At 51.4% G+C, this 15,460-nt stretch carries 13 protein-coding genes; 1 reads left to right on the top strand and 12 read right to left on the bottom strand.

The annotated features are described in order from the left end of the window. Positions 1-68: 68 nt before the first annotated feature. The 9 genes from flgC to sucC all read right to left on the bottom strand — a co-directional run bounded on the left by flgC (position 69) and on the right by sucC (position 10,326). The gene (gene flgC / locus A372_RS0131720) at positions 69-521 is read right to left on the bottom strand and encodes a flagellar basal body rod protein FlgC (protein ID WP_019424980.1); all 453 of its coding nucleotides are present in this window, start codon (positions 519-521) and stop codon (positions 69-71) included. Positions 522-530: 9 nt separating this feature from the next. Continuing rightward, entirely contained in the window at positions 531-935 is a 405-nt protein-coding gene (gene flgB, locus A372_RS0131715) for a flagellar basal body rod protein FlgB (protein ID WP_019424979.1), read from the bottom strand. Between the two features lie 344 nt (positions 936-1,279). Continuing rightward, positions 1,280-2,680 (bottom strand): ATP-dependent protease ATPase subunit HslU, encoded by a 1,401-nt coding sequence (hslU, locus tag A372_RS0131710; RefSeq protein ID WP_019424978.1) that lies wholly within the window; start codon positions 2,678-2,680, stop codon positions 1,280-1,282. A gap of 33 nt (positions 2,681-2,713) precedes the next feature. Then, positions 2,714-3,256 (bottom strand): ATP-dependent protease subunit HslV, encoded by a 543-nt coding sequence (hslV, locus tag A372_RS0131705; RefSeq protein ID WP_019424977.1) that lies wholly within the window; start codon positions 3,254-3,256, stop codon positions 2,714-2,716. A gap of 84 nt (positions 3,257-3,340) precedes the next feature. Beyond that, complete coding sequence (gene trmFO, locus A372_RS0131700) at positions 3,341-4,666, bottom strand: FADH(2)-oxidizing methylenetetrahydrofolate--tRNA-(uracil(54)-C(5))-methyltransferase TrmFO (RefSeq protein WP_019424976.1); 1,326 nt, start codon at positions 4,664-4,666, stop codon at positions 3,341-3,343. 116 nt (positions 4,667-4,782) lie between these two features. After that, a complete protein-coding gene (gene topA / locus A372_RS0131695) occupies positions 4,783-6,873 on the bottom strand; it encodes a type I DNA topoisomerase (protein WP_019424975.1) in 2,091 nt (696 codons plus the stop codon). Between the two features lie 27 nt (positions 6,874-6,900). Then, positions 6,901-8,100 carry a DNA-processing protein DprA gene (dprA, locus tag A372_RS0131690; RefSeq protein WP_237728729.1) on the bottom strand — a complete coding sequence of 400 codons (1,200 nt, stop codon included), beginning with the start codon at positions 8,098-8,100 and terminating at the stop codon, positions 6,901-6,903. Between the two features lie 99 nt (positions 8,101-8,199). Then, on the bottom strand, positions 8,200-9,138 hold the full coding sequence (sucD, locus tag A372_RS0131685) for a succinate--CoA ligase subunit alpha (RefSeq protein ID WP_019424973.1): 939 nt from the start codon (positions 9,136-9,138) through the stop codon (positions 8,200-8,202). Between the two features lie 27 nt (positions 9,139-9,165). Further along, positions 9,166-10,326 (bottom strand): ADP-forming succinate--CoA ligase subunit beta, encoded by a 1,161-nt coding sequence (gene sucC, locus A372_RS0131680; RefSeq protein WP_019424972.1) that lies wholly within the window; start codon positions 10,324-10,326, stop codon positions 9,166-9,168. Between the two features lie 607 nt (positions 10,327-10,933). Here sucC and A372_RS0131675 point away from each other — a divergent pair. After that, positions 10,934-12,487, top strand: a complete 1,554-nt coding sequence (locus A372_RS0131675; protein WP_026011415.1) for a YifB family Mg chelatase-like AAA ATPase — start codon at positions 10,934-10,936, stop codon at positions 12,485-12,487. Positions 12,488-12,591: 104 nt separating this feature from the next. On the opposite strand, the gene A372_RS35145 is transcribed toward A372_RS0131675, so the two are convergent. The 3 genes from A372_RS35145 to A372_RS0131660 are packed head-to-tail and all read right to left on the bottom strand — an operon-like array spanning position 12,592 to position 15,372. Next, the gene (locus A372_RS35145) at positions 12,592-13,053 is read right to left on the bottom strand and encodes a YraN family protein (protein ID WP_019424970.1); all 462 of its coding nucleotides are present in this window, start codon (positions 13,051-13,053) and stop codon (positions 12,592-12,594) included. After that, the gene (locus tag A372_RS0131665; protein ID WP_019424969.1) at positions 13,046-13,366 is read right to left on the bottom strand and encodes an EscU/YscU/HrcU family type III secretion system export apparatus switch protein; all 321 of its coding nucleotides are present in this window, start codon (positions 13,364-13,366) and stop codon (positions 13,046-13,048) included. The genes A372_RS35145 and A372_RS0131665 overlap by 8 nt, the downstream gene beginning before the upstream one ends. Further along, positions 13,363-15,372: a hypothetical protein gene (locus A372_RS0131660; RefSeq protein ID WP_019424968.1), complete on the bottom strand. Its 2,010-nt coding sequence runs from the start codon at positions 15,370-15,372 to the stop codon at positions 13,363-13,365. Before A372_RS0131660 ends, A372_RS0131665 begins: the two co-directional genes overlap by 4 nt. Between the last annotated feature and the right edge of the window lie 88 nt (positions 15,373-15,460).

Below are 15,460 nucleotides of genomic sequence, written 5' to 3'. Positions count from 1 at the left end.
TCCTCCTATGGTGATGAACGGCTCTTTACGTTGTTAGCAGAGGTTGTTCAACTCGCATTAGTAGTCAATTATCCTTTGCCTATTTCCAATGCTTTCATGACCATGGACTTGGACGCATTGAGCGCCGTCACATTCGCTTCATAAGAGCGTGTTGCCGCAATCATATCGACCATCTCTTTCGCCATGTCGACATTTGGCAAAGAGACGTAGCCGTTCTCATCTGAATCAGGATGGGTCGGATTGTATACCAGTTTAAAATCAGATGCATCTTCTTTAATTTGCGTCACTTTGACACCTCTGGTTGCGGATTGCCCTTCCATAGCAGACTGCAGAGTTTGTTTGAATGACGATTCCGTTGGTGACATCACTACGACCTTGCGGCGATATGGCACGAACTTCCCGTCTACAAATTGTGCTCGCGTCGTGTCTGCATTGGCAATGTTAGAGGAGATTACGTCCATACGCAATCTTTGGGCGGTTAAGCCGGACGCGCTAATTTGAAAGCTATTGCTGATCTGCATGGCTTATGTCTACCTCCTAACGTCCATAGCGGTTCTCACCATATTAATCTGGTGGTTCAATTGCTTGACAAACGTGTAATATCTCAACTGATTCTCCGCCTGCGCTGACATTTCCCGATCCATGTCGACATTATTCCTGTTATTCCCCATTGTCGTCATCTGATCTTGAACGATCCGTGGGGTCGGTGTCGACTGAACAGGACCGATATAAAAATGTCTCTCGTCTGTGCGACGTCCCTGGAGGCTGCCGCCGCTCATCTGATCACGCAAAATAGATTCAAATTGAACGTCTGAACGCTTGAAATAAGGTGTATCGGCATTCGCAATGTTGTTAGCTGTCGCATTTTGCCTTGCTACGGAAGCTTGAATGGCCCCTTCTAACCGTTGCGCATGAACGCCATTCAATAAGTTCACGATGACCCCTCCTGATCTAGTTTAAATTTAAAGCAACTAAAAAAACTATTCCACTTTTCTGACGTTTCTCCTTCTTTTTCGACAAAATATTTATTTCTTTTACATGAGACTAAGGGCCTTGTATGTTCGCAAAATCATATTCTGATAAAAACATTTAACGTTCTTCATAATGTGACAGAAGAAGATAATTAACGCCATACCTATCATCTTAAACTTTGAGTTATAACACAATAAGAAAAAAGCCCTATCTTTCAGTCTGAAAGTCAGGGCATTTTTCGAATAGTTTGTCGAACAATTTGTCGACGACAAACTTCTATGAAATTCGTCACATTTTTCACAAAAATTTAAAGGATATACTGACTTAAATCTCGATTTTGAGCAATATCTGACAATTTCTCGCGTACATACTCTGGTGTGATTTGGAATTGTTCCAACGTAAGTTCAGGCGCTTCAAAGGATAAATCCTCAAGTAGCTTCTCCATAATTGTATGGAGACGTCGCGCACCAATATTTTCCATATTTTGGTTTACCGCAGCTGCCGTCCGCGCGATTTCCCGGATTGCTTCGTCTGTAAATTCAACATGTAAGTTCTCAGTCTTAAGAAGTTCCACATATTGCTTCGTCATAGCGTTCTGCGGCTCCGTCAAGATAGAAACGAAATCATCCAAGGTCAAGCTGCTCAATTCGACACGAATCGGGAAGCGCCCCTGCAATTCAGGAATGAGATCGGACGGCTTCGCGATATGGAAAGCACCCGCGGACATGAACAGCACATAGTCGGTCTTAATCGGCCCGTACTTAGTCATTATCGTGGAGCCTTCAACTATTGGCAATATGTCCCTCTGTACGCCTTCACGGGATACGTCAGGGCCTGAGCCGCGACCGCTGGAGGCGATCTTGTCGATTTCGTCAATGAAAATAATCCCGGATTGCTCCGCACGGCGAATCGACTCTTGAATGACATCATCCATATCGATCAGCTTAGCGGCCTCTTCCTGGGTCAACACTTTGCGAGCCTCTCTGATGGTCAGCTTGCGCTTCTTCATCCGCTTTGGCAGCAAGTTGCCGAACATCTCCTGCATATTCATCCCCATCTGTTCATTACCCTGTCCAGAGAGGAAATCAAACATGTTAGGAGCCGCTTCTTCGACATCGATTTCGATCGTATCGTTCTCTAAATTTCCCGACAACAAATCAAAACGAACTTTACGGCGCTGCTCTTGTATGTTCGGATCCGGCTGTTTTTCTTGTTCTGCTGTTTGATTCTGATTATTCTGGCCGAATAGCATCTCGAACGGGTTGCGCCCGTTCTTGTTCGTGCTGGAGGATGGAACAAGCAAATCGACGATACGCTCGTTGGCCATTTCTTCGGCCTTATCCTTCACTTTCTCCGTTCGCTCCAGCTTCACCATGCGGATAGCAGTCTCTACGAGATCGCGCACCATCGATTCCACATCTCGGCCCACATAGCCGACTTCGGTAAATTTGGTCGCCTCGACCTTCACGAAAGGAGCATTAACCAGCTTTGCCAGACGGCGGGCAAGCTCTGTCTTCCCGACTCCGGTAGGCCCAATCATCAAAATATTTTTTGGCACAATCTCGTCTTGAATCGATTCGTCCAGCAAGCTGCGGCGGTAGCGATTGCGAAGTGCGATGGCAACTGCACGCTTCGCTTTTTTCTGGCCGACGATATACTTATCCAATTCCGTGACAATTTGTCGTGGTGTCCATGCTTGTTGATTCATTGTTATCCCTCCGCTCGTTTCATCCTCACGGTATTATAGTTCCTCAATCACCAGATTATCGTTCGTGTACACGCATATTTCACTCGCAATATGCAATGAGGCCTCAGCCATTTCTCGCGCCGTCATCTGTGGAGAATGACGCTTCAACGCCCTAGCCGCCGCCAATGCGAATGAGCCTCCAGAGCCGATCGCGATGACGTCATCATCCGGTTCAATAATTTCGCCGCCGCCGGATACAAGCAGCATATGACTGCCGTCCATCACAATCATGAGCGCCTCTAGCTTGCGCAGCACTCGATCCTGGCGCCAATCCTTAGCTAACTCTACAGCAGCCCGCTGCAGGTTGCCATGATGCTCTTCTAATTTGCCTTCAAATTTTTCGAATAATGTTATGGCATCGGCGACCGAACCCGCGAAACCAGCCAACACTTGACCGCGAAACAAACGGCGAACCTTGCGCGCATGCTGCTTCATCACCATGTTATTCCCAAACGTCACTTGTCCGTCGCCAGCGATCGCAGCTTGACCGTTATGTCTTACCGCACAAATCGTTGTCGCATGAAATTGATATTCCATATGCTTCAACCTCCTGTCTTATGAAAATGGAAAGGAAACAGACGTGCACATTATCGGCCGCTGCTTCCTCACCTCGTCTAGCTGTTATTTCGACATGATGCCTTGCTCTTCTTGGTACGCGCGCAGCATATCCAGCGCACGATGAGCGATAGCTTCATTCTTCTCTTTCTTGTTGCGAATACGCTTCTCAAGCGGCGGGAACAGTCCGAAGTTCGCATTCATCGGCTGAAAATGCTTGAAATCCGCCGTCGTAATATAATGCGCCATGCTCCCTAGGGTCGTTCCTTGCGGGAAGAGAAGACCATCACGCTGCAATGCATAGCGTGCCGAATTAAGGCCGGCAATCAATCCCGATGCCGCTGATTCCACGTACCCTTCCACCCCGGTCATTTGTCCGGCGAAAAAGAGAGATGGTTTCCCTTTGAATTGGTATGTCGGGTCCAATAGTTTAGGTGAGTTGATAAAGGTGTTGCGGTGCATGACTCCGTATCGCACAAATTCTGCATTCTCCAATCCCGGAATCATCTGGAACACACGCTTCTGCTCGCCCCACTTCAAATGCGTCTGGAAGCCGACCATGTTATACAGTGTACCTGCAGCATTGTCTTGACGAAGCTGCACCACGGCAAATGGTGTCTTGCCCGTATGCGGGTCGATTAGACCGACAGGCTTCATCGGCCCGAACAAAGCGGTCTGTCTGCCTCGGCTCATCATTACTTCGATAGGCATGCAGCCTTCGAAATAGACCTCTTTCTCGAACTCCTTCAGTTCGGCTGTCTCCGCTGTGATGAGCGCCTCATAGAAAGCGTTGAACTCCTCCTCGTTCATAGGACAGTTCAAATAAGCAGCCTCGCCTTTATCGTAACGTGAAGCCAAGTACACTTTGTTCATATCTATCGTGTCTTTCTCAATGATGGGGGCAGCGGCATCGTAAAAATAAAAATACTCTTCGCCCATCAGTGCCTTGATGCTTTCCGACAGCGATGGTGACGTTAATGGCCCGGTAGCAATTACGGTAATGCCTTCGCTCGGAATGTCCCCCATTTCCTCGTGCCGCACATCAACGAGCGGGTGCTCCTTCAGCGTACGCGTGATTTCGTCGGAGAAGCCTTCCCGATCTACAGCCAATGCGCCTCCCGCAGGAACGGCGTGCTTATCGGCTGCCTTCATAATGAGCGAGTTCATCATGCGCATTTCTTCCTTTAATACGCCGACCGCGTTGGTCAGGCCATTCGCACGCAAGGAGTTGCTGCATACCAGCTCTGCGAAGCGATCCGTATGGTGAGCAGGTGTCTGCTTCACTGGCCGCATCTCGTACAGCGTTACCGCAACACCCTGTTCTGCAATTTGCCATGCCGCTTCACTACCAGCTAAGCCGGCACCGATGACGGTTACCCTCGGCTTATCCATCTTATTTATTTCCCCCTCAGTTGACTTTAACCTGGATGCAACATCCAACCATTATATTTGTAGGTAGTTCAAAAAGTGGCCTGTTTGGACATGCATTTCACTATGCTCGTCTTACGTTATTCATCATCAGAATCTTGCACCATCTCCGAATGCTCGCATTGCGTACACTGCAGCTTCGTGCCTTGCTTGCTTCGCTTCTCAATCATCAAGCTGCTGCAGGCAGGACATGGCTTAAGCGAAGGTCTATCCCACATGACGTGGTCGCAATCCGGATAGCGGTCGCAGCCGTAGAAGACACGGCCTTTCTTGCTTCTGCGCTCAACGAGCTTTCCTTCATTGCATTTCGGGCATGCTACGCCTGTATCCTTCACAATCGGACGAGTGTTGCGGCAATCCGGGAACCCGGAACAAGCAAGGAACTTACCGAACCGTCCCATTTTATAAACAAAATGACGTCCGCATTTCTCACAAATTTCGTCCGAAACCTCGTCTTCAATTTCAATTTCTTTCATTTCTTCTTCCGCGACGGTCAACCGCTTCTCGAACGACTCATAGAACTCAGCAAGCACCTTTACCCAATCCTGCTGTCCTTCTCCCACATGGTCAAGGTCTTCCTCCATATGGGCAGTAAATTCTACATCCAATATTTCAGGAAAAAATTGTTCCATTTGCTGAATGACGAGTTCTCCCAATTCTGTCGGAACGAATTTCTTCTCTTCAATGGCGACATAGCCCCGCTTCTGGATCGTTTCGAGCGTCGGAGCATATGTGCTCGGACGGCCGATGCCCAATTCTTCCAGCGTCTTGACGAGACGCGCTTCCGTGTACCGCGGAGGCGGTTGAGTAAAATGCTGCTTCGGTTCAATCTGGTCCTGCTTCATCTTGTCTCCAGCAGCAAGCGGCGGCAGATACTTGTCATCTTCCACAGCCCCATCATCGCTGCCCTCGACATACACTTTCATAAAACCAGGAAAACGAACCTTGGATCCATTAGCACGGAACGTCGTCGTTCCAGCTTTGATATCCACTGTCATCGTATCCATAACGGCTGAAGTCATCTGACTGGCTACGAATCGTTCCCAAACTAACTTATATAGTCGAAATTGGTCGCGGCTCAGAAAAGACTTCATCTGTTCTGGACTACGCAGTATCGAGGTTGGACGTACTGCTTCATGCGCATCCTGCGCATTTGCAGCTTTCTTCACGTACTGTCTCGGTGTTTCAGGTACAAATGCTGCGCCATATTGCTCTTTAATGTACTCACTCGCTTCTTCTTGAGCGCTAGGAGCAACCCGGGTTGAGTCTGTACGCATATACGTGATCAAACCTACTGTGCCCTCTTTACCGAGGTCTACCCCTTCATACAGCTGCTGAGCGACGGACATCGTCTTTGCAGCACGGAAGTTCAGCTTGCGGGCCGCCTCCTGCTGCAAGGAGCTCGTCGTGAACGGCGCAGAAGGATGTCGGAGCCGTTCTTTCTCCTTCACTTCGCTAACTACAAAGTCTTGATCTTTAATCGCAGCCAACACTTCGTTTACTTCAGACTCGTTCTTAAGCTCTTTCTTTTCTCCGTTCAGCCCATAAAACCTTGCTTCAAACGTCGATTTACCGGCACATAACTTTGAAGTGATCGTCCAGTACTCTTCCGGAATGAACGCATCGATTTCGTTCTCCCGATCAATAATCAGCTTGACAGACACCGACTGCACGCGTCCTGCAGACAAGCCCTTCTTTACTTTTTTCCATAGAAGCGGGCTAATCTTATAACCGACCAGCCGATCAAGAATCCGTCTTGCTTGCTGTGCATGAACGAGGTCCATGTTAATTTGACGCGGTGTTTTGAATGCATCCTTCACTGCTTGCTTCGTAATTTCATTGAACACGACACGACATGATTCCGACTCATCCAAATCAAGAGCATGAGCCAGATGCCACGCGATCGCTTCACCTTCGCGATCGGGGTCAGCTGCAAGATAGACTTTTTTCACTTTCTTGCTGGCGTCCTTCAGTTCTTTCAGGACGCTGCCCTTTCCTCTTATCGTAATGTACTTCGGCGCAAAGTCATGTTCTATTTCAACGCCGATTTGACTTTTTGGCAAATCGCGAACATGCCCCATCGACGCTTTTACGATATATTTACTGCCTAAATATTTACCAATTGTCTTGGCCTTCGCAGGCGATTCGACAATGACTAGTGAATCCGCCATAGGCGCATCCTCCTCTCCAACACACCTTTACATCCATACTGAACAATATACGGCCCCTTGGGCCTCTCGGATTCGCTTTTTTAACTGTAAGGATAACAAAATATGATGCAGCTCTGCAAATGGCACTCCACTGCGAAGCAAAAGTTCATCAAAAGAAGCTTCTTGTTCACTAATGAGTTCATACATTCGCTGCTCTTCATCCGTAAGTGGTTCTTCCAATATAGAGTCGACCGTTTCATTATTGTACGGTGAAGGGACCATTGTCAACCAGCCCGAGTATTCTTCCACGATATCACTGGCCGTTGCGACCGGCTTGGCACCTTGTTTCAACAGTCGAAACGTGCCCTTAGACTTGGGGGATGTTATAGGGCCGGGAACGGCAAATACGTCCCGGGATGCTTCAAGCGCGCTATCTGAAGTAATTAACGCTCCACTTCTGTCATCTGCCTCTACGACGACCGTACCAAGTGTCAGACCTGCAATGATGCGGTTGCGCCGCGGGAATAAGCCTGGATGCGATGGGGTATCGAGTGGATATTCCGATATGACTATACCGTTCGCGGCAATCTTCTCTGCAAGCACTCGATGCTCAGGAGGATAAATATGGGTAAATGGCGTACCCATTACCGCTACTGTCCGACCTTGCTTGAGAGCGCCTTCATGGCTCGCTGCGTCGATCCCCTTTGCCAGTCCGCTCACTACGATGAATCCAGCTTGCGTTAACTGTTCTGCCAACATCCCCGCTACTTTCTTGCCATACACGGTCGGGTTGCGGGTTCCGACCATCGCGATTGAAGTTTCGGATAGTATGTCCCAATCTCCTTTTCCGTAAATAATCCAAGGAGGCTGAGCGGTTTCCTTCAATAGAAATGGGTACTCGTCATCCAAAATGCTGATCCATTCGATCTCTTGCTGTTCTGTTACTATCAATCTTTGCTCCAATCGTTCCGAGCGAAATTGTGCAGCCAATCGTTCGGCGATACTGGGCTTCAACCCCAAATCGAACCAATGCTGTACGGAGCGGTCAAGCCAATGATGTAAGGCAATCATGCCTATTCTCTCGCGTAGCGAATAAATCGTATGCCATCCAATACCTTGCGCTTCGTGCAAAGCAAACAATAGTTGTTGTTCCGTCCAATCGCCCATCTTATTCTTCCCTTCCTTGTGGGGAAGCGCGTCTCCGCTTCCCTTATTTTGCTTGAGATGCCCGCAGATTGCAAGCGTCAAGTATATAATCCATTGAAATTAATGACATGAATGGTAAAAAAATAAAAAGCAACCTTTCCAACACCTGTAGGTGTACGAAAGGTTGCTTACCTTGCGTTATTACTTATGAACGTGAGTGGTGCACTTCTCAAGCAAACCGCGCTCTTCGAGCACGGATACGAGCGTGCTGCCCATTTCCGCAGGAGTCGGCGCTACCTTGATGCCACAAGATTCGAGCTTAGCCGTCTTCTCCCCTGCAGTTCCTTTACCGCCGGAAATAATTGCTCCCGCGTGACCCATACGTTTGCCTGGAGGCGCTGTTGCTCCTCCGATAAAGCCGACTACAGGCTTCTTCATATTCGCTTGCACCCACTCGGCCGCTTCTTCCTCTGCCGTACCGCCGATTTCACCGATCATAATAACGGCATGCGTATCCGGATCTTCATTGAATAGATGCAATATATCAATAAATTCAGAACCTTTAACCGGATCGCCGCCGATTCCGACTGCCGTCGATTGACCGATGCCGCGCGTCGTCAATTGATGTACGGCTTCATATGTGAGTGTTCCGCTTCTGGATACGACCCCAACGTGGCCCGGTGCATGAATGTAACCCGGCATAATGCCGATTTTGCATTCGTTTGGCGTAATGACACCAGGACAGTTCGGTCCGATAAGAACCGTGCGTTTGCCTTCCATATATCGCTTCACTTTAATCATGTCGAGTACCGGAATGCCTTCTGTAATACAGATAACAAGCTCTAAATCCGCATCCACCGCTTCCATGATGGCATCTGCCGCAAACGCAGGCGGCACATAAATAACACTTGCCGTCGCATCTGTCGCAGTCTTTGCTTCAAGCACGGTATTATAAACTGGCAAAGTAACCACTTCACCGTTATCAAGCGTTATATCAACGGTCGTTCCGCCCTTGCCTGGAACAGCCCCCGCTACCATCTGTGATCCGTATTCCAGACCGCCTTTTGTGTGGAACATACCTGTAGCGCCAGTCATGTTCTGAGTAATGATTTTCGTATCTTTATTGATTAAGATGCTCATCGCACACTCATCCTCTCGTCAGCGAAATTATTGAACCAATGCGACAATTTTCTGCGCTCCGTCAGCCATTGAATCCGCTGCCACGATATTCAAACCGGATTCATTCAGGATCTTTTTGCCGAGAACTACGTTCGTCCCTTCCAAGCGCACGACAAGCGGACGGTCCAATCCGATTTGCTTAGCAGCTTCGACTACGCCGTTCGCAATGACGTCGCAGCGCATGATGCCGCCAAAGATGTTGACGAAGATACCTTTTACGTTTTCATCCGACAAAATGATCTTAAAAGCTTCCGTAACTTTCTCCGTCGTCGCACCGCCCCCTACATCAAGGAAGTTGGCCGGTTCGCCGCCGTAATATTTGATGATATCCATCGTAGACATCGCCAGTCCCGCACCATTTACCATGCAGCCGATATTGCCGTCAAGCGCGATGTAGCTCAGATCGAACTTGGAAGCTTGAATTTCCTTCTCGTCCTCTTCATCCAAATCACGCAGCGCCTGAATATCCTTGTGACGGAACAGCGCATTCGAATCGAAGTTCAGCTTCGCGTCAAGCGCCATCACTTGACCGTCACCAGTAACGACGAGGGGATTGATTTCTGCAATCGAGCAGTCTTTGTCGACGAAGGCTTGGTACAAGGCAAGCATGAACTTGACCGCCTTGTTGACCAGTTCGGACGGAATATTGATTGCATATGCCAGCTTCCGCGCTTGGAACACCTGAAGACCGACTGCCGGGTCGATCACTTCCTTCACAATCTTTTCCGGCGTAGCTGCGGCCACTTCTTCGATCTCTGTTCCGCCTTCTTCAGAAGCCATCATAACGACGCGACCTGTTGCACGGTCAACGACGACTCCGACGTAATACTCTTTCTTGATGTCGCAGCCTTGTTCGATTAATAGGCGTTTAATTTCTTTGCCTTCCGGACCTGTTTGATGCGTCACGAGCACTTTACCCAGCAATTCCTGCGCATATGAGCGCACGTCATCCAAGCTCTTGGCAATCTTAACGCCACCCGCCTTACCACGGCCGCCTGCATGAATTTGCGCCTTCACAACGACAACGGACGTTCCCAATTCCTCAGCCGCTTGGACGGCTTCCTCTACCGTAAAAGCAACCTTACCGTTCGGAACAACAACGCCATATTGCTTCAATACTTCTTTGCCCTGATACTCATGAATATTCATTGTGCATCCCCCTATCCGATTCTTTGCCTCATAGGCCGTTTCCGACGTGAAGCACAGCGTGAAGGACGATTCGAAAGTCGCTTCAAATCCTCTTCTTGCCTTTGCGGAGCGTCCGTGAAGGTTGGGAAGCGCTTACTCTGCTTCGACACACCTTGAACAACGGAAAATATATACAATCCGAATACATTCTATCATGAATTTAAAACGCTTTCCTCTCATTTTCGTCAAGAATGTACATTTTTTTGATATGATTATCATCTCTTTTTGAGATTAATAGGAAGCGATGCTCGTTTTTCCAGCTTTTTATTGCTGAAAAATTGACGAATTCTCTCTATTTATCTATAATAGTGTGTGTTCAAAAGACTACTTTTCGGCACCTAGAAGTACAAGTTTCGCAAGAAAACTTCTTCAGAAGCATAAGCTCTTTAAGGGTTATTGCAAGATTCGATTTCGAAATGGCACCAGATGAACTTCGTAATCAAAAGGAAACTTTTTGAACAGCCTCTAAAATGAGGTGATTCGCTTTGCGACGGTAGATAAGGAAGCACCTTTCCCTCGCATTCTGGCCACAGAGCCTGGAATGATGGAAGGAGAGGTGTTATTTGTTATGTACGGCAGTTTATGGAGCGCTTCTATTTATGGAGTGGAAGGACGACTCATTCGTGTCGAAATTGATATTTCGCCTGGTTTACCGCAAGTGACAATTGTCGGCTTGCCAGACGCAGCGGTACGCGAATCCGTAGAACGGGTGCGTGCGGCTATCCGCAACTGCGGCTGGACGTTCCCGTTGGAGAGAATCACCATTAATCTGGCTCCAGCCGATTTGCGCAAGGAAGGCACGTCATTTGACATGGCCATGGCAATTGGCTTGTTATGCACGAGCGGGCAGATTCCTAGTGAACCGTTTCAGAATATGGTGTTCATCGGTGAGCTGGCATTGGACGGATCAACAAGAGCGATTCCAGGAGTTCTGTCCTTGGTGGATGAAGCCAAACGGGAACATTTCAAGCAGGTGATGGTGCCCGCGGACAATGCAGGCGAAGCGAAGCTTGTCGAAGGAGTCGACATCTTCCCTATGCGGCATTTACAGGAGCTTCGCGAGATTAGCACCTCAGCGGATTTGCCACGTCTTCACATGGAGGAAGCTGCGGCGGATGACCGATACTCCAGCTTGGACGAGTTACCCTCGTTCATTGAGGATTACGCTGATGTCCACGGCCAACTTCACGTGAAACGCGCGATTACGATAGCCGCTGCAGGCATGCACAATATTTTGCTGAGCGGGCCGCCCGGAACAGGGAAGACGATGTTGATCCGCCGGCTTCCGACCATCCTCCCCCCAATGAACGATGAAGAGGCGTTGGAAGTATCGAAAATTTACAGCATTTCTGGAAAGTGGACGCAGGCAAGCCAAGGACTGTTGCGGCACAGACCGTTTCGTGCTCCGCATCATTCTATATCACCGGCTGGTCTTATCGGCGGAGGTTCCGTTCCTAAGCCAGGGGAAATCAGCCTGGCCCATCGCGGCGTGCTTTTTCTCGACGAGTTCCCCGAGTTTCCACGTACAGCGCTGGAGGTGCTTAGACAGCCGTTGGAGGAACGCAGTGTAACGATTGGCCGCGCCCGCGCCGTATTCCGCTTCCCAGCCCATGTGATGCTGGCTGCTTCGATGAATCCTTGTCCTTGCGGTTTTGCCGGTTCCATAACGGGTACCTGCCGCTGCTCCCCTAGACGCTTAGAGCAATACCGCGGCAAGATCTCGGGACCGCTGCTCGATCGCATCGACCTTCAGGTCGACGTCCCCCGTGCTCCGCTAGCAGAATGGACGGGCAATTCTCTCAGTTCATCGGACATGCATGATCACGTGATGCGTGCGCATGAGAAGCAGGCAGAACGCTATGCCGGACTAGCGATTCGTTTCAACAGCGAGCTGTCCGGTTCTTATTTGAAGCGCTATTGTTCGATTACTGCCGAAGCCGCATCGACGCTGCAGCAAGCCTATGACAAGCTTGGCTTAAGCATTCGTGCCCATGACCGGCTGCTTAAGCTGGCACGCACGATCGCAGATGTGGAGAACAGCGGAGCGATTGAGCTGGCCCACATTGCCGAGGCCATACGCTATCGCACGCTGGATCGAAGATGGGATACGGAAGCATTATAGCTAGGTATGAATAGAAGCCCCTTGGTTTAACTCGCTCCCACGAGTGACAAAGCAAGGGGCTTCTTTGCAGCGCTCAGTTGTACGCGCTTTCATAAAGCGGTCAATCAAAATGCCGCCTCATATATGACAATCTCCGGTTCGGGGTCATCATCTTCGCGGAACGTAACCGCCACCGCGTCAAATCGCACCAGGACGTCCGACTTCGCGTGCTGATGCAAATAAACTTGCGCCGTAGCGCGAACTTGCTGCTGCTTGCGTCTGTCGAACGCTTCTGCAGCCGTTCCAAAGCGGCGGCTCTGTCGGCTCCGCACCTCAACAAACACCCAATACGCTCCATGGCGGGCGACAATGTCGATTTCTCCCGTTCTACAGCGCCAGTTCGTGTGGATGATACGGTACCCCAATTCTTTAAGCCGTTCTTGAGCAAAGCGCTCTGCCTTCGCTCCCCTCGCCCGCCGATTGCTTCCAGTGTGTGAGCGAGGAGTGCCGGCGGATGGAGCGGCAGACTTACAAGGCGGCAGCGATGCTTTGCTTACACTTGGCTTGTTCGCTTCAGCTTCATTCATGCTTCATCCATCCCTTCTCGGCACGTTGATCTGTTCGGTACATGAATGTCAGTACTTCTGCCACCAAGTGATATAGCTCCGAAGGGATTTGCTGGTCGATGTCCAGCTTGGACAATACTTCAACCAATGAGGCGTCCTCTTGCACTGGAACCCCGCTTTCACGCGCCTTATCGAGGATGCGTTCCGCGAGTTGTCCTTGACCTTTCGCAACGAGGACCGGCGCATCGCTTTGCTGAGGATCATAGGACAGCGCGACCGCCTTTTTCCGCTGATACGGCCCTGTCTGTTGAGTCGATTCCCCAGGGTCTCTCATATCCGCATATCTACTCCTTTATATGGCTTTGCTGCATAATCGTCTATATCGACGAGCTCCTTCACGGAATTCGTATCCAACGTCTCGCGCTCCGGCAGAGAAAGCGTGCGGAAGGCCGACAATTGGAAGCCGATTCCTTCTATTGCTGCCTCGAGCTCGGCGCGGAAGCCGCCTATCCATTCGCCCAGCCGTTCATCGGCATGATGGATATTGAGCGCGACCGCATTATCCACGACTTGGACATCGACGAGGGTCCGTCCGATGACTCGCATGTTCAAGTCGAACCAGAGGCGACAGTTGTCGGCATCCAACTCACCGCGGCGGCTCTGCCGCGATTGGATGTGGACGGCAGCCGTCTGCTTGCCGTCCGGTGTGAACAACGGCACGAACAAGGTGATGTGCGAGAACGGCGCCTGCCGGTCTGAAGCGAGGAGCAGCTGCTGGCCCGTGACATGCTGCACGAGCTGCTGCGCCGCCTCGCGTACGGCAGGCGGCAGGTTGTCGCTCTGGAGAAGCTGAAGCAGCGTGCTCTTCAGCGACTCCGCTGGCGCCGCCGGTTGGGCAGCGTCCGGATGCGGGGGCATGGCCGCAGCGGGCTCGTGTCCCGCATGCGCGCCAACTGCCCGGCTAGTGACGGCTTGGCTCTCTTGGGACAGGCGCTGCGCCTGCGGCTGATTCGCGTTCAGCGCTTCTTGCGCCTGCTGACCGCGAGCACCTGTGCCTGCCGCGTCATCAGTCACGGAGAATGGCGGCGAAGAAGATGCACCGCCAGCCAACGGCACCGTACTAGCGCTCACACTGCCGGCAGCCGTTGAAGTCGCAGCCGCTTGGCCTGCAGCTACGGATGCCCCACTGCCCGCTGTTGTTGGTGCCTGGTTCGACGCGGCGTTCGCCCCCGCTTGTCCATGGCTCACCGTCGCTGTGCCTGCCGAATTGGACCCGCTATTGGCCGCTGCTTGCGGTTCCTTGCCGCTCTGCGTCAAGTCCAAGATGGCGGCGCGGTGCAGCTGTTGCTCATGCGATACGCCGAGCAGGCTAAGCATGCGGCCAATCCACGCACCACCTGCAAGCGGTGCAGGCGCTGCTTGGGCTGAGCCGCTTGCGCCTTGCTCTGCCGCGCCAGCCATTGCGGACGCTGCATTGCCTGCGGCCGCCGCTTGGCTGCCATTCAGGCTGGCGCCCGCACCAGCGGCGGCGCTTGCGTTCACGCTGCCGCCCATGGCCGCCTGGGCGTGGCTGCCGCTTGCGCCCGAAGCGGCCCCCGCTGGGGCTCCCCCTGTGCCAGGGAGCCCCTCCGCGCGCGGCAGCTCCGCCAGAAGCGCGCGCACAAGCGCTTGCGCTTCCCGCAGCGGTGCCGCCCATCCGGCGCCGCGCACAGCTTCGGCCGCATAGCGGCCAACAGATGAGGCGGTGCCAGTTCCCAGCGCCTCATCCCCTGCTCGCTCAAATAACGCGAGCAGGTCGGTTAGCGGCTTGCCGAACAGCGCCTGCTGCAAGCCGCGCACCGAATCGGCAGTCAGCGGCAGTTGGCGCCGAATCGCCACCCCTGTCGCCTGCATCCACTCTTCCGCCGTGACATTCGGCGGCTTTAGCGACAATGCTTGCGCCAGCTTGGTGGTCAGCTCCTTCGTCATCGGAATGCCTGCCTTCTGCAAATCATGCAGCAAACGGCGTGCCCATGTTTCATTCGGCAGCCCCGCTTCCTTGAGCGCTTCCTCGATGGAGGGAAGCGCGGACATCGTCGGTCCGTCTGCCGGCTTCATTATCACCATGCCGTCGGCTTGCTGTCCCTGCACCTGCATCCACGTCGTCTGTCCCGGCTGCATCGGAGTTTCCAATACGGCACGTACCGGTACGCCGTTAATATTTACGACAGCATCACGTCCATTCTCGGACACACTTGCGATCGTTCCCCGTACGACTTGTCCTGATTTCAATTCCAGAGTGCGCTTATCGCCGGGTCTCGCCTCCCCGACCAACCCGCGTACCATTTGTGAAATATTCAATGATCCACCCTCCGTTCATTCCGACAGCTATATTACTATATCGGCACACGTCGAATAGAATTTGAGGCGCCGATTAAGGATACACCTC

Source organism: Paenibacillus sp. OSY-SE (assembly GCF_000283315.1).
GTDB lineage: Bacteria > Bacillota > Bacilli > Paenibacillales > Paenibacillaceae > Paenibacillus_B > Paenibacillus_B profundus.
The sequence above is the reverse complement of the archived record's forward strand: the minus strand, read 5'-3'. Positions and strand labels throughout refer to the sequence as shown.

Excerpts from the sequence above, each read along its gene's own strand:
- flgC (WP_019424980.1), bottom strand. The coding sequence starts at position 521 with ATGCAGATCAGCAATAGCTTTCAAATTAGCGCGTCCGGCTTAACCGCC.
- hslU (WP_019424978.1), bottom strand. The coding sequence starts at position 2,680 with ATGAATCAACAAGCATGGACACCACGACAAATTGTCACGGAATTGGAT.
- hslV (WP_019424977.1), bottom strand. The coding sequence starts at position 3,256 with ATGGAATATCAATTTCATGCGACAACGATTTGTGCGGTAAGACATAAC.
- trmFO (WP_019424976.1), bottom strand. The coding sequence starts at position 4,666 with ATGGATAAGCCGAGGGTAACCGTCATCGGTGCCGGCTTAGCTGGTAGT.
- topA (WP_019424975.1), bottom strand. The coding sequence starts at position 6,873 with ATGGCGGATTCACTAGTCATTGTCGAATCGCCTGCGAAGGCCAAGACA.
- sucD (WP_019424973.1), bottom strand. The coding sequence starts at position 9,138 with ATGAGCATCTTAATCAATAAAGATACGAAAATCATTACTCAGAACATG.
- sucC (WP_019424972.1), bottom strand. The coding sequence starts at position 10,326 with ATGAATATTCATGAGTATCAGGGCAAAGAAGTATTGAAGCAATATGGC.
- A372_RS0131675 (WP_026011415.1), top strand. The coding sequence starts at position 10,934 with ATGTACGGCAGTTTATGGAGCGCTTCTATTTATGGAGTGGAAGGACGA.
- A372_RS35145 (WP_019424970.1), bottom strand. The coding sequence starts at position 13,053 with ATGAATGAAGCTGAAGCGAACAAGCCAAGTGTAAGCAAAGCATCGCTG.
- A372_RS0131665 (WP_019424969.1), bottom strand. The coding sequence starts at position 13,366 with ATGAGAGACCCTGGGGAATCGACTCAACAGACAGGGCCGTATCAGCGG.